At 66.1% G+C, this 13,601-nt stretch carries 12 protein-coding genes; 5 read left to right on the top strand and 7 right to left on the bottom strand.

Annotated features, from left to right (window positions below):
* Positions 1-17: 17 nt before the first annotated feature.
* Together E3T50_RS11655 and gabT are read right to left on the bottom strand one after the other, a co-directional pair.
* Positions 18-1,010 carry an asparaginase gene (locus E3T50_RS11655; protein ID WP_134552049.1) on the bottom strand — a complete coding sequence of 331 codons (993 nt, stop codon included), beginning with the start codon at positions 1,008-1,010 and terminating at the stop codon, positions 18-20.
* Positions 1,011-1,014: 4 nt separating this feature from the next.
* Positions 1,015-2,442, bottom strand: coding sequence for a 4-aminobutyrate--2-oxoglutarate transaminase (gabT, locus tag E3T50_RS11650; protein WP_134552047.1), 1,428 nt, complete (start codon positions 2,440-2,442; stop codon positions 1,015-1,017).
* A gap of 78 nt (positions 2,443-2,520) precedes the next feature.
* Here gabT and E3T50_RS11645 point away from each other — a divergent pair, with 78 nt between their 5' ends.
* The 3 genes from E3T50_RS11645 to E3T50_RS11635 all read left to right on the top strand — a co-directional run bounded on the left by E3T50_RS11645 (position 2,521) and on the right by E3T50_RS11635 (position 5,383).
* Positions 2,521-3,003: an OsmC family protein gene (locus E3T50_RS11645; RefSeq protein ID WP_134552045.1), complete on the top strand. Its 483-nt coding sequence runs from the start codon at positions 2,521-2,523 to the stop codon at positions 3,001-3,003.
* 932 nt (positions 3,004-3,935) lie between these two features.
* Complete coding sequence (locus tag E3T50_RS11640; RefSeq protein WP_134552043.1) at positions 3,936-4,295, top strand: PadR family transcriptional regulator; 360 nt, start codon at positions 3,936-3,938, stop codon at positions 4,293-4,295.
* A complete protein-coding gene (locus E3T50_RS11635) occupies positions 4,292-5,383 on the top strand; it encodes a hypothetical protein (protein WP_134552041.1) in 1,092 nt (363 codons plus the stop codon). Before E3T50_RS11640 ends, E3T50_RS11635 begins: the two co-directional genes overlap by 4 nt.
* Positions 5,384-5,624: 241 nt before the next feature.
* Here E3T50_RS11635 and E3T50_RS11630 read toward each other — a convergent pair whose 3' ends face one another.
* A complete protein-coding gene (locus tag E3T50_RS11630) occupies positions 5,625-6,971 on the bottom strand; it encodes an aminotransferase class III-fold pyridoxal phosphate-dependent enzyme (protein ID WP_134460040.1) in 1,347 nt (448 codons plus the stop codon).
* Positions 6,972-7,035: 64 nt separating this feature from the next.
* Positions 7,036-7,719 carry a lysophospholipid acyltransferase family protein gene (locus E3T50_RS11625; protein ID WP_134552120.1) on the bottom strand — a complete coding sequence of 228 codons (684 nt, stop codon included), beginning with the start codon at positions 7,717-7,719 and terminating at the stop codon, positions 7,036-7,038.
* A gap of 188 nt (positions 7,720-7,907) precedes the next feature.
* On the opposite strand from E3T50_RS11625, the gene dxr reads away from it, so the two are divergent.
* Positions 7,908-8,990 (top strand): 1-deoxy-D-xylulose-5-phosphate reductoisomerase, encoded by a 1,083-nt coding sequence (gene dxr, locus E3T50_RS11620; protein ID WP_134552039.1) that lies wholly within the window; start codon positions 7,908-7,910, stop codon positions 8,988-8,990.
* 17 nt (positions 8,991-9,007) lie between these two features.
* On the opposite strand, the gene E3T50_RS11615 is transcribed toward dxr, so the two are convergent.
* Positions 9,008-9,541, bottom strand: a complete 534-nt coding sequence (locus E3T50_RS11615; RefSeq protein WP_134552037.1) for a hypothetical protein — start codon at positions 9,539-9,541, stop codon at positions 9,008-9,010.
* A complete protein-coding gene (locus tag E3T50_RS11610; protein WP_241990891.1) occupies positions 9,538-10,749 on the bottom strand; it encodes a serine/threonine-protein kinase in 1,212 nt (403 codons plus the stop codon). The genes E3T50_RS11615 and E3T50_RS11610 overlap by 4 nt, the downstream gene beginning before the upstream one ends.
* A 108-nt stretch (positions 10,750-10,857) precedes the next feature.
* On the opposite strand from E3T50_RS11610, the gene E3T50_RS11605 reads away from it, so the two are divergent.
* Complete coding sequence (locus E3T50_RS11605; RefSeq protein ID WP_134552033.1) at positions 10,858-12,237, top strand: M50 family metallopeptidase; 1,380 nt, start codon at positions 10,858-10,860, stop codon at positions 12,235-12,237.
* A 165-nt stretch (positions 12,238-12,402) separates the two neighbouring features.
* Here E3T50_RS11605 and E3T50_RS11600 read toward each other — a convergent pair whose 3' ends face one another.
* Positions 12,403-13,587 (bottom strand): acetyl-CoA C-acetyltransferase, encoded by a 1,185-nt coding sequence (locus tag E3T50_RS11600; RefSeq protein WP_134552031.1) that lies wholly within the window; start codon positions 13,585-13,587, stop codon positions 12,403-12,405.
* Positions 13,588-13,601 lie beyond the last annotated feature (14 nt).

Here is a 13,601-nt window from a genome sequence, read left to right as displayed (position 1 = left end):
CCGCCCGGCCGAACCGGCTAGACGTAACAGGCGCGAATCTCTCCCACCGGCCGTCCGCCGCCGGTCACGGTGAGACCCAGCTCGGGCAGCAGCTCGGCGACATCCGTTCGAGCGATTGCGCCGGCATCGGCCAGCAGGCTCAGCGCGACCGCCGCGGCGGCGCGAAGGTTGCCGTCGAGGATTTTCAGGGCCACGGTGGTGCCGTTCTCGGCTGCGGCAACCATGATGCCCTCGGCGCCGCCCTTCATGAACAGACCGAGCCGGTCGATCACGATGCTGTCGGAGTGGCCTGGTCCGGCCACGACCCAGCCATTGGCGCGCACCGCTTCGGCAAGAAAACCCGCCTCGCGGTAAATCGCAAACGGTGAGTTGGACTTGCTCGTGGCAATGCGCGCGATGCCTCGGGCCAGCCCGGTGAGGGAGATCGCGTGCACGGGGGCGCCACAGCCGTCGACGCCCGACGCCAACGGTCGTTCGCCGGTGAAGCGTTCGAGCACGTCGAGAATGCGTTTTTGCAGCGGATGCGCAGGGTTTAAATAGCCCTCCACAGCCCAGCCGTTCTGCTGGCACGCCACGAGCATCGCCGCATGTTTGCCCGAGCACTCCATGTACACCGGTGCTTTGCTGGCACCGAGGCGTACGAGGGCGTCGCGGGCGGCGGAGTCGATCGGCCAGGCCGTCGGGCAGGCGAGAGCTGTCTCGGGCACTCCGGCCCGGGAGAGGAGCCCGCGAACGAGATCGACGTGGGCGGCGGTGCCGCTGTGACTGGCGGTGGCGATGGCAGCGTCCGCCCCCCGCAGGTCGGCGCCGCTCGCCATGACCGCAACGGCCTGGAACGGTTTCATCGCCGAACGTGGAAAGACCGGGCTGGTCACGTCGCCGAGCGCCCGCAGCACCTCACCGTTGGTGCCGAGCACGATCGCCGCACCGGCGTGCCGGGATTCGACGAAGCCGCTGCGCTCGACGACGGCGAGCTCGACGGAGTCGTCGACCGTGAAAGTTTCCGTCACGGCGTTAGTGTGACGACGCGGTAAGCGCTGCGGTAAGCGCTGCAGCGTGCGCGGCGATGGCGTCGTCGATCACCGAGAGGGCGTCGATGATCAGGGAATCGGACAGGGCGAGGCTCGGCAGGAAGCGCAGCACGTTGCCGTAAGTTCCTGCGGTGAGCAGCAGAACCCCATGCTGGCCGGCGTAGGTAGAGATGGCGCTCACCGCGGCGGCGTTCGGCGTTTTTGTGGTGTCTCCGGTGCCTGGCTGCACGAGCTCGATCGCCATCATGGCGCCGTGGCCGCGAATCTCGCCGATGATGTCGTACTTGTTCTTCAGCGCGGTCAGCCCCGTGGTGAGGGACTTCCCGATGCGCACGGCCTCGCCGAGCAGATTGTTGGCCTCGATCGCGTCGAACACGGCAATGGCGGCGGCGCAGGAGACCGGGTTGCCACCGAAGGTGCCGCCGAGGCCGCCGGGCTGCGAGGCATCCATGATTTCGGCGCGGCCGGTGACAGCGGCGAGCGGGAAGCCGCCGGCAATGCCCTTGGCGGTGAGGACGAGGTCGGGGATCCAGCCGAAGTGCTCGCTCGCGAAGTACTTGCCCGAGCGGGCCATGCCACTCTGGATCTCATCGGCGATCATGACGACACCGTTTGCGGTGCACCATTTCTGCAGGGCCGGCAGATAGCCATCCGCTGGAACCATGAATCCGCCCTCACCCTGGATGGGTTCGACGACGAGGCAGGCCAGATCGGATGCCCCGATCACCTTGTCGAGGTACGTGATGGTGCGGACGGCCGCCTCGGCACCGGTCAGACCGTCGTGGTAAGGGTAGGAACTCGGTGCGTGGTAGACGTCGCTGGCGAGCGGGCCGTAGCCGGTGGCATAGGGCATGGCCTTATAGTTCATGGCCATGGTCAGCACGGTGCGACCGTGGTAGGCGTGGTCGAGCACGGCGACGGCGCGACGGCCGGTGTACTTGCGGGCGATCTTCACGCCGTTCTCGACGGCTTCGGCTCCGGAGTTGATGAGCACGCTCTTCTTCGCAAAATCCCCCGGGGTGTGCTCGGCGAGTAGCTCGGCGACGCGCACATACTCTTCGTAGGGCGTGACGGTGAAGAGTGTGTGAATAAAGTCCTGAGACTGTTCGACAGCCGCCGCGACAACGCTTGCCTCGGTGTGGCCGATCGTGGTCACTCCGATTCCGGCGCCGAGGTCGATGAACTGGTTGCCGTCAACATCGACGACGATCGCGCCATTGGCCTTGGCAATGTAGACGGGGAGCATGGAGCTCACACCATCGGAGACGACCGCCCGGCGCCGCTCATGCAACGCTGCCGAGATCGGACCGGGGATCGCGGTGCGGATCTTTCGTTCTTGCGTCACGACGTACTGGGTGGACGCAATGTCAGCGGCGGCAATGGGGGCGGAGTCTGTGAGGGTGTCAGTCATGATGCCTCCACTTTACCGACCGTTGGCGGGGTAAACCTGAGATGTCCTGCAAGAATCTTGTAGAGCCAAGGGAGAAGCATGAACGGAGTGCACGAATATGCGGTGCGGGTTGAGTGGACCGGGAATCGCGGTACCGGAACGAACCACTACAAGGCGTACGGGCGCGACCATCTGATCTCGCCGGCCGGTCGGGCATCCGCCGACAAGGCGACGATCCAAGGCTCGTCCGACCCGACGTTCCACGGAGACAACGATCGGTGGAACCCCGAAGAGCTGCTGCTCGCGGCGCTTTCCCAGTGCCATCTCTTGTCGTATCTGCACGTCGCTGCCCGCAACGGGGTCACGGTGACGGCGTACGCGGATGCCCCGATCGGCACCATGGAACAGCTATCAGCGGGCGGCGGCCACTTCACCGCGGTCACCCTGCGGCCGCGCGTGACGATCACCGACCCCGAGCAGATCGAGTTCGCGCAGTCGTTGCATGCCGAGGCTGCCCGCGAATGCTTCATCGCGGCCTCGGTCAACTTTCCGATCGGTCACGAGCCTGTCACCACCGCCTGAGCGCGCCACGCGTCGCCGAGCCGGAAGTTCGAGCGCTTTTCGGCGCGCTGAAACGAGTCGAAACTCACGGCTGGGCGAGCAGGTCTAGCAGTAGAAGGCGCTCGTCGTATCGGGCGCCACGATGCTGACCACTTCTCCGCCGGTCGCCAAGCGGGAGACGCCTCCGTAGGCGTTGCTCTCGCCCCACGGGGACGCGTCCGCTACTTTGTCGTAGACGAAGGGCCCAGAGCCGTCGTTGTACTCATCGAAAGCCAGCTCGGGGGGAAGTGCATCGAAGAAGGCTTGGGCATTGTCGCCGACCGCGAAGTGGCCGCTGCTTTCCAGGGCGATACCGTTGACGCTGGGCTCGTCCCCTCCGCAAAGTCAACGCTGGACAGCGGCTGGTCGGTAGCCGTCTCACTCATCAACTGCGAACCGCTCATCGTAATGGTCGAAACGGTCGCGGCCGTCGCTGGTGCCACTGGCTTTGGGGTTGTGTCGGCTTGCGTTGGTGTCACGTTCGCTCCCGGGGCAGCTGGCGCTGGCGAAGCGCACCCAGAAAGCACTAGTGCCGACAGCATGATTATCGCAGCACGGGCGATCACCGTAGCCTGCCGGCGCCTCGATGACTCCATTGCGCGTGGGGGCAGACCGCTGCGTGAAATATCGCCACCGGCAGTACTGAAATCCACTGACTCCCCGCCCGTTCACTGTATGAAATGTGCTTTTAAGCGCAAGTGTAGTCCGGTCGGTCAGGAGCCGGCCCGGAGTCGGTTACTACCGTTGAAGCGCGCTGCGCGTCGCCGAGCCGCGAATTTGAGCGCTTTTCGGTGCTGAAACGAGCTGATACCCACGGCTTGGCGCGGTCGACCAAAGTTGCGCATGGCGCGGTAGTGTGGTTGGCGTAGTAGTCTGGAATCCGTTGAGGGCTAGCGCCGATCGAAAGGATGCCGATGGATACCACCCAGTTGCTCAAGGGGGTGCTCGATATGGCCGTATTGGCCGTGATCGTCGACGACGACGGCTACGGCTACGACATCGTGCGTCGGTTGCGTGCCGCCGGACTCGATGAGGTCGGCGACGCATCCGTCTACGGCACACTCCGGCGGCTTTACAGCGCGGGGGCGCTGTCGAGCTATGTCGTTCCGTCCGACGGCGGGCCGCACCGGAAGTACTACGCAATGAACGCGAACGGTCGGGCCATGCTGGCCGAACAACGCACAAACTGGACCCACTTCGCCGATACCCTCACCCAGCTGCTCAACCAGCCGCAACCCACCGTCCACCTACGTACGATCGGTGAAAAGTCATGAGCGAAACCGCCACGATCCAGTCCATTCACGACTTCGCCCTGGCCGTGCGGGCCGCCCTGAGCGATCTGCCGGCCGACGAGATCGACGACCTCACCGAGGGGCTAGAAGCCGACCTGACGGAGCAGGCAGCGGATGCCGCCGCCGATGCGGATTTCGCCTCGCTCGGCTTCGAGTTCGGTGATCCGGTCGCCTACGCAGACGAGCTGCGCGGCGCTGCCGGGCTTCCCTTGCGGGGAGCGGGCGCCGCTGTTCGGGTGCCGCGGCTACGCCGGCTGCGCACCCTGGCCGGTGCCGTGCGGGCTGGCGCGGCCCGGCGCATCCGCTCGAGTGCGGCCGGTGCGGCGGTACTCGACTTTCTTCTCGTGTTGCGCCCGCTGTGGTGGGTGCTGCGCGGCTGGGTCGTCTATGCGGTCGCGGAGATCTTTGTGGGCGGCGCCATCAGAACGGTGCCGACCGACCCGGTGCGTTGGATCGTATTTGGGGCCTTCGTGATCTTGAGCGTGCAGTGGGGCCGCGGACGGTGGTTGCCGTGGCGGTGGTTGCCCGGCTTTCGCACCGTGGTCAGCGTGTGCGCGGTCCTCGTGCTGCCGCTGGTGCTGGCGGTAACGGCGAATCAGGCCAGTGCGCAGACCAGCGCGTATGTAGATGACACCCCCTACAGCACGCCTGGACTCATGCAGAACGGCCAGGAGGTCACCAACGTGTTCGCCTACGACGCCGACGGCCAGCCGCTCACCGACGTGCAGTTGTTCGACCAGGACGGCCGCGCGCTCAACGTGGTGAATGACCCGGTCAATACCCACTACGTGCCCCAGCTGGATGCAACCGGCGAGCAGGACATGGTCGTGCCGAGCCTGTTGGTGCCGGGCGGCAGCGGCTGGAATGTGTACCCGCTGCGGCTGGTGACCTCAGGAGATATCGACTACTCCTACGACTATCTCGGGCAGGCACACCAAGCGGATGCCGCAGCAGCGCCGCTCCCGTTCACCCAGGTGCAGCCGCTCGTCGACGTGCCCGCTGCGGGAGAGCCATCGCCCACGCTATCGCCGGCGACGACACCATCTGCTGCACCAGTGGCCGAACAATGACGCGCCACGCGATGGCGCACGGCGGGTACCGAGATGGCACTTCTTGTTCTCACCGGCTGCGCGACCGGCGAGAGCGTGGCTGCCGACACCGTCGACCACATCGCTGCGGAACTCACCGGCGACCTGGACTCGCCGGTGTCGCGGGTGTGCGATGCGGAGTGGTTCCCGGCCACCTGCATCACTCCGCTGAATTCCGAGGCTGGCGGTCGAGCGAGCGTCGCCTGCCCGCACAATCCAGAACTTACGCGGGGTAGGCGGCGACGAGGGCGGTCAAGGCTTCTTCGAGCACGGTCGCCGCGTCGTCGATGAGTTCGTCGGAGATCACGACGGACGGCATGATGCGCAGCACGGAATCCCAGCTGCCGGCATCCAGGGCAATGACACCGTTCGTGGTCGCGTGCTTGATCAGCGCGGTCAGCGCTTCGGGGTAGGGCTTCTTGGTGCCCGGGTGCACGAGCTCGACGCCGAACATGGCGCCCTTGCCGCGCACTTCGCCGACGATGGAGAACTTCTCGGCCCAGTCGCCGATGCGCGCCCAGAGTGCCGCTTCGACCCGCTGCGCCTCGCCGAGCAGGTTGTCCCGCTCGATCAGGTTGAACACCGCGAGGGCGGCTGCGGTCGAGACCGGGTTGCCACCGAAGGTGCCGCCGATACCGCCGGGCTGTACGGAATCCATGATGTCGGCGCGACCGGTGACGGCGGCGAGCGGAAGACCGCCGGCGATGCCCTTAGCCGTGGTGATCAGGTCGGGCACGACACCGTGGTGTTCGATCGAGTACCAGACTCCGGTGCGGGCAATGCCAGCCTGAATCTCATCGGCGACGAAGACGATGCCATTCTCGGTGCAGAATTCGCGAATGCGCTTGAAATAGCCGGGCGCGGGAATGACGACGCCGCCGTCGCCCTGGATGGGCTCGACGAAGAACGCAGCGACCTCACTCGCGCCGATGTGGGTGTTGATGTAGTCGATGGTCTTTTCTGCCGCTTCCAGACCGCTCAGGCCGTCCCGGAACGGGTAGCTGGTCGGCACGCTGTAGATTTCGCCGGGGAACGGACCCATGCCGGCCCGTTCCGGCCAAGGCCGGTATGTCATCGTCATGGTGAGGTTGGTGCGACCGTGAAAGGCATGGTCGAGGGCAACGATCGCGCGGCGACCGGTGAACTTGCGGGCGATCTTCACCGCGTTCTCCACCGCTTCCGCACCGGTGTTGACGAGCACCGAGTGCTTCTCGAAGTCGCCGGGGGTGATCTCGGCGAGTTTCTCGGCGACGGCCACGTAGTTCTCGTATGGCGTGACGGTGAATAGGGTGTGGGTCAGTTTCGCCGCCTGAGCGGATGCCGCAGCTGCGACCTCCGGATGGGCGTGACCGATCGTGGTCACCCCGATGCCGCACCCGAGATCGATGATCTGGTTACCGTCGACGTCGACCAGGATGGCTCCCGCGCCGTGGTCCATGTAGATGTTGGCGAGGGTTCCGGCCCCGCGGGCGACCGTCTTCTCCCGCCTGGCCTGTAATTCAACCGACTTGGGGCCGGGAAGAGCCGTCACGAGCTTGCGTTGCTGGGGCACCGAATACGTTGCAGTCATTCCTCCAGCCTATGACTGTCGGCTGTGTCCGCCCTCCGCGCCGCCGACAAGCCGGAGCCTGCTGTTACAGGCGTTCGCGCGGAAAGACCCGATGGGCGAGGCGATTCAGCGTTCCGACCGGTGGGGATTCGTTGTAGGCGTGTGCCAATTCCTGGCCGGACAGGCTGTGAATGGCCGCCATGACCTCATCCGTGGCCTGGCGGCGGGCCTTCCCGGAGTTGGCATGGCCGTGATGGCCGAGGTCGAGCGGTTGACCGAAGCTGACCGTGACCCGGCGGATTCGCGGAACCTTGGTGCCGACCGGCTGAATTTCCTGGGTGCCGATCAGTCCGACCGGCACCACGACGGCGCCCGTGCTCAGAGCAAGCCAGGCGACGCCGGTGCGACCCTTATAGAGACGCCCGTCGAGGGAACGTGTGCCTTCCGGGTAGATCGCGAAGGCGCCCTCGGCTTCGAGCACGGCGCGACCGGCGTCGAGCGCGACTTGCGCGGCCTGTCCGGCGCCGCGTTCGACACCGATCGCACCGATCGCGGTGAAGAACGTGCGGGACACCCAGCCCTGAAATCCGGTTCCGGTGAAGTAGGTCGATTTCGCGAGAAACTGCACGCGCCGGGTCGCGACGAGTGGAATGACGATGCTGTCGATGAAGGAGAGATGGTTGCTCGCGAGGATGACTTTGCCGGTCGCCGGGATGTTCTCGCGGCCAACGATGTGCGGGCGAAACACGATGCGGGCGACCGGGGCCATGATGCCGTAGCCGAGAAAGTAGACGAATCCTGGACGCTTCACGCGTTCTGGTTCGTCGGGCACGTCGGCGATGACGGCTGAGGCGTCGCTATCTTGGGGACCGGCTTCGTCTTTGTCTTTGGGTTCTGCTTTGGCACCAGTCACCCGTTGACACTACAGCTCCGGCGGCGTGCACCTAGCATGGAGGGGTGCAAAGAGTAATTGTCCTCGGGTCTACGGGCTCCATCGGTACCCAGGCCCTCGACGTCATCCGTGCCAATCCCGAGCGGTTTGAGGTGGTCGGTCTCGCTGCCGGAAGCAACCGCGAGATGCTCGATGGGCAGGCCATCGACTTTCGGGTCGAGCACACCGCTTTAGGGGCCGATGCTGCCGAGCAGCTCGTGCGCGACGTCGACGCCGACGTCGTGCTCAACGGCATCACCGGTTCGGTCGGCCTCGGACCGACACTCGCCGCGCTGAGGGCCGGTCGGACCCTGGCCCTGGCCAACAAGGAATCGCTCATCGTCGGCGGCGACTTGGTGAAATCGCTCGCTGCGCCCGGACAGATCGTGCCCGTCGATTCTGAACACTCCGCTATCGCGCAGGCCTTGCTCGCAGGAACCCAGCATGAGGTGCGACGACTCGTGCTGACGGCATCCGGTGGGCCATTTCGCGGTTTCACCCGTGAGCAGCTTGCCCGGGTCACTCCCGCGCAGGCCCTCGCACACCCAACCTGGAACATGGGCCTCGTCGTGACCACCAATTCGGCCACCCTTATGAACAAGGGGCTGGAAATCATCGAGGCGCACCTGCTGTTCGACGTGGAATACGACCGCATCGACGCCGTCGTGCACCCGCAATCTGTGGTGCACTCGATGGTTGAATTCATCGACGGGTCGACCATCGCGCAAGCGTCCCCGCCCGACATGCGGTTGCCGATCTCGCTCGGACTGGACTGGCCAAACCGGGTCGCCGCAGTCGGCACCCCGATCGACTGGACGGTGCCGCACAGCTGGACCTTCGAACCGCTCGACACGAACGCCTTCCCGGCGGTTGAACTGGCCAAGACGGTCGGCCGCAAGGGCGGTACCTATCCCGCCGTGTTCAACGCCGCCAACGAGCAGGCCGTCGCTGCTTTTCACGACGGACGCATCGGTTTTCTAGACATCGTCGACACGGTACTACGCGTGGTCGAATCCCACGAACCCGACGGTGCCCTCACCCTCGACTCGCTCGCCGACGCTGAGCGCTGGGCGCGGGCCGCCGCCGATCGGCTGATCGCCGCACGATAGCTGCCAGGCGCCAGGGGCTAGTCACACTGTGCGGACGAGTCCTGGTCTCCGTCCTTGAGACACTCTTCCCACGCCTTCCTCGCGTCTTCAGCGGCCTTCTTCTCCGCCTCGCGAGCGTTGTCGGCCGCCTCCCTGGAGTCCTCGGCCGCCTTTTCGGCGTTATCGGCGTTCTGCTGTTCGGTGAGGGCTGCGGCCTTCGCTGCGGCCGCAGCAGCCGCTTCGGCCGCCACCGCTGTAGCCTCGATCTCCGCCGTCAAATCGGCGCTGACCAGGTTGATCGCGGTTTGAATCGACGAGGATCGTTCGGCGCTCACCTGCCCGGCTACGGCGGCAGCGTGCAGGTTCGCCTGCAGATCGGTCAGGAGTGATTGGGCCGCGCTGAAGTCGCCGGCCGCGGCTGCCTCGGTGATGTCGAGCATCGCAGCCTGCAGATTCCCGGCGGTCGAGGCCTCAAGCTGGACCGGCTCACCAGCGCAGCCTGCCAGCGGCACCAGAAGGAGAAGTCCGGTGGCCACGGCCACGGTCAGACGATTGCGGATGCGTCGATTCACGGGTTCACACTTTTCTGTAGCTGTTCCAGGTGCGTGCCGAGGGTGCCGTCGACCGCTGGATAGTTCGGCGGAACCACGGCCGGCTCGGCGCCGCCGCGCAGGAACAGCGCACCAAGGGCGATCACGGCGACGACCAGAGTGGCCGCCATAGTCCAGAGGATGGTCCGGCGGCTGCGCGTAGCCGGGGCCGGCTTGGTCCCGGTCTGCTTCCAGGAAACAGCCGCGGTCGCCGGCTTGGGCTTCGGCGCAGGATCCGCCGTCAGGACCTCGGTCGGCGCGGCGTCACTGCCCGTACTGGCCGGCAGCACCAGCGTGGCCACGGCCTGATCCTCGGTTTCAGTGGCGAGGGCGCGCAGCAGCAGGGAGGCCTCGGCGGCGGTGGACCGGTCGGCGGTGTCGCGGGCGGTCATGGCGGCCAGTACCTCGATCCAGTCTCGGCCGAGCGCGTTCGGAATCTCGGGCTGGCGTTGTAGCCGGGCCATTGCCGATTCCACAGCCGTTCCGGGATAGGCGCGCAGGCCGGTGAGGCACTCGAGCAGAACCAGGCCGAGCGAGTAGACATCCGTTGGTGCCCCGATCGCGCCACCGAGGGCCTGCTCGGGGCTGAGATAACTGGCTGTACCGAGCAGTGACCCGGTCGCGGTGAGCCGGGTCTCATCGAGCAGCCGAGCGATGCCGAAGTCGGCGAGCTTGGCGTGCATGCTGCGGCCGGGAAAGCCAGAGGTCGCCAGCAGAACGTTGGCCGGCTTCACGTCACGGTGAATGATGCCCTGCTCGTGCACGTAGTGCAGCGCTTCGGCGAGGTCGGCACCCATCACGGCCACATCGAGGCTCGGTAGTGGTCCACCCTCGATGCGTGCACGGAGGTCGGGGCCGTCGACGAGTTCCATCACGATGAACGCGCGCGGCACGCCGTCGACCATCGCGGTGCCGGCATCGAACAGGGTGACCAGGGCGAAATGGTTCAGGCTCGCGAGCAGGGCGATCTCGCCGCTCTGGCGCTCAGGTTCGGCGGCAGAGCCGTCGGCTCGAAACAGTTTGACGGCCACCGTGCGGCCAAGCGCCGTGTCCGTCGCTCGATAGACGGATGCCATCCCCCCGGTACCTATGAGGCTCTCGATCATAAAACGGTCCGCTAGCAGGCTGCCAACCAGGCCGGGTCTAGCCGAAGCGGGCAACTGCTGCGTGGGAATAGATTCGTCAGACAAGGGACCTCCTCGTGCGTCCATCCTCTAGCAAAGCACATGCGCTCCCGTATCGGGAGGTCGGGCCGCACGGCCAGCCCCTTTGCAGCTTGATGCGGTTACTCTACAAAAGTGGAAACCGTACTGCTGTTCATACTCGGTGTCGCTATTGTCGTCGTCGGCCTTGCGCTCTCGATCGGCCTGCACGAAATCGGCCACCTGGTGCCCGCCAAGCTGTTCGGCGTCAAGGTGACCCAGTACATGATCGGCTTCGGCCCGACCATCTGGTCTCGCACCAAGGGCGAGACGGAGTACGGCGTCAAAGCCATCCCTATGGGTGGATATATCGCCATGATCGGCATGTTCCCTCCCGCCAAGAAGGGCGGAGCTCCCCGGAGCACCACCACCGGATTCTTCGACCAGATGGTGCAGGAGGGCGCGCCGGAGAAAAAGACGAGCGCCCTGTCGACCCTGGTCGATGACGCCCGCCAGGCCAGTGCGGAGACCATCGGCGAGGGCGAAGACCACCGCGCGTTCTATCAGTTGCCCGTCTACAAACGTGTGATCATCATGCTGGGCGGGCCGGCCATGAACCTGCTCATCGCGATCGTAATGTTCGCCATTTTGCTCATGGGATTCGGTACCGCGCAGATCAGTACCACCGTTGGCAGCGTGAGCCAGTGCGTGCTGCCCGCATCGAGCGACCGACAGACCTGCGCGGCCACCGATGAAGCCTCGCCCGGGGCTGCTGCCGGATTGCAACCGGGCGACGGCCTGGTCAGCATCGCCGGAATCGCCATCACCAGCTGGGCACAGTCGACCGAGATCATCCGCTCGTCTCCAGGGCAGACCCTCGCGGTGGTCGTCGAACGTGACGGCGCCAACGTGAATCTCACGCTCGCCCCCAAACTCACCGAACGCTACGTGTACACCGACGGCGCCACGATCAAAACGGATGCCTCCGGCGCTGCGGTCACCGAGGACGTCGGCTTCGTCGGCATCGGGGCGGCCACCGAGCTGGTGCCGCAGCCGGCGACCGCTGTGCTGCCCATGGTCGGCGCCAACATCGCCAATGTCGCGCACCTCATTCTCAACCTGCCCGACCGGCTCGTGGCCGTGGCCAATGCTGCGTTCGGGCCGGGGGAGCGCGATGTGAACGGTCCGATCAGTGTAGTCGGTGTGGGCCGCGTTGCCGGCGAGCTCGCGAGCATCGATACGATCCCGGTCGCGTCCAAGGTTGCGAGCATGCTCGGTTTGCTCGGGTCACTGAATATCGCCCTGTTCGTCTTCAACCTGGTGCCCCTGCTGCCCCTCGACGGCGGCCATGTTGCCGGGGCGCTATGGGAGGGAATCCGTCGCTTCTTCGCCAAACTGTTCAAACGACCCGATCCGGGCCCGGTCGATATGGCCAAGCTCATGCCGCTCACCCTGGCTGTGGTGGTTCTGCTCGGTGGGATGAGCCTGTTGCTCATCTACGCCGATATCGTCAAGCCGATCAACTTCTTCGGATAGGGCACTGCTCCCCGGGGCGGATGCGGCGCCCCGGGCTGAGACGAAGTATCGAGTTATGGCACAGGGCGGCATCGACGAGGTGGAGTACCGTGCCGGGCTCGAAGTACTGCGGGCCAATCGTCTAGGCAGCCAGGCCCCGTCTGCCTGGCAGTACCCAGCCAGAAGCTACCTCGACAGCAGCAGCGCTTCGCCCTGGCCGCCGCCGCCGCACAGGGCCACGGCGGCCTTGCCGGTGCCGCGACGCGCCAGTTCGAGCGCGGCATGCAGGGCGATGCGCCCGCCGCTCGACCCGATGGGGTGTCCGATCGCGATGCCACCGCCGTGAATGTTCACCACGTCGGCGCTCACCCCGAGCACCTTCGATGACTGCGCCACGACCGAGGCGAAGGCCTCGTTGATCTCGATCACGTCGAGGTCCGCCACGGTCCAGCCCTGGCGGGAGAGTGCGTGCGCTATCGCGTTGGCTGGCTGGGAGTGCAGGGAGTTGTCGGGGCCGGCGACCTGGCCGCTGGCCTCAATCACGGCCAGCCAGGGCAGGCCGTGCTTCTCGGCCCAGGCACGGCTGGTCACGACGACCGCGCTCGCCCCGTCGCTCAACGGGGCGGCATTGCCGGCGGTGATGCTTCCCGCCGGGTCGAAGGCGGGGCGCAACCGGCCGAGCGTCTCGGTCGTGCTCTCCGCACGCACACCCTCATCGGCGCTGATGACGCGCGGCTCGCCCTTGCGTTGCGGCACGCTGATCGGCGTGATCTCGTCGCTGAACACGTCGCTCGCGGCGGCCGCTGCGGCGCGCTGGTGTGATGCGGCAGCGATTTCATCCTGCTCGATCCGGGTCTGACCGAGCTCAATGTTGGCGCGCTCGGTCGAAAGTCCCATCGAGAGACCGTCGAACGCGTCGGTGAGGCCGTCGTAGGCGGCGTGGTCGAGAGCGGACACCGTTCCGTAGGCCCAGCCCTGGCGTGCGCCCGGCAGCAGGTGGGGAGCACGCGACATGGACTCCTGCCCGCCGGCCACGACGACATCCGCTTCGCCGAGCCGTACCAGGCGGGCGGCATCGACAACCGCGGCCAGGCCCGAAAGACACACCTTATTGAGTGTCATAGCCGGCACGTTCCACGGGATGCCCGCGGCCACGCTGGACTGCCGAGCCGGGTTCTGCCCGCAGCCGGCTTGCAACACCTGCCCCATGAGCACGAAATCAACCTGCTCCGGAGCCACTCCGGCGCGGGCGAGGGCGCCAACGATGGCGGCGGCGCCGAGATCAACGGCGGTGAGGGACGAGAGCTGCCCGTTCACGCGACCCTGTGGGGTGCGGGATCCGGCCAGGATTACGACGTCTGTTTCGGTCATCGGGACTCCTTTGT

This window comes from Cryobacterium gelidum, assembly GCF_004403985.1.
Lineage (GTDB): Bacteria > Actinomycetota > Actinomycetes > Actinomycetales > Microbacteriaceae > Cryobacterium > Cryobacterium gelidum.
Note: the sequence above shows the minus strand (reverse complement) of the source record. Positions and strands in the feature narration are given on the sequence as shown.

Bases quoted from the DNA above. Each gene is read 5' to 3' on its own strand.
- gabT (WP_134552047.1), bottom strand. From the start codon at position 2,442: ATGACTGACACCCTCACAGACTCCGCCCCCATTGCCGCCGCTGACATT.
- E3T50_RS11645 (WP_134552045.1), top strand. From the start codon at position 2,521: ATGAACGGAGTGCACGAATATGCGGTGCGGGTTGAGTGGACCGGGAAT.
- E3T50_RS11640 (WP_134552043.1), top strand. From the start codon at position 3,936: ATGGATACCACCCAGTTGCTCAAGGGGGTGCTCGATATGGCCGTATTG.
- E3T50_RS11635 (WP_134552041.1), top strand. From the start codon at position 4,292: ATGAGCGAAACCGCCACGATCCAGTCCATTCACGACTTCGCCCTGGCC.
- E3T50_RS11630 (WP_134460040.1), bottom strand. From the start codon at position 6,971: ATGACTGCAACGTATTCGGTGCCCCAGCAACGCAAGCTCGTGACGGCT.
- E3T50_RS11625 (WP_134552120.1), bottom strand. From the start codon at position 7,719: ATGGCCCCGGTCGCCCGCATCGTGTTTCGCCCGCACATCGTTGGCCGC.
- E3T50_RS11600 (WP_134552031.1), bottom strand. From the start codon at position 13,587: ATGACCGAAACAGACGTCGTAATCCTGGCCGGATCCCGCACCCCACAG.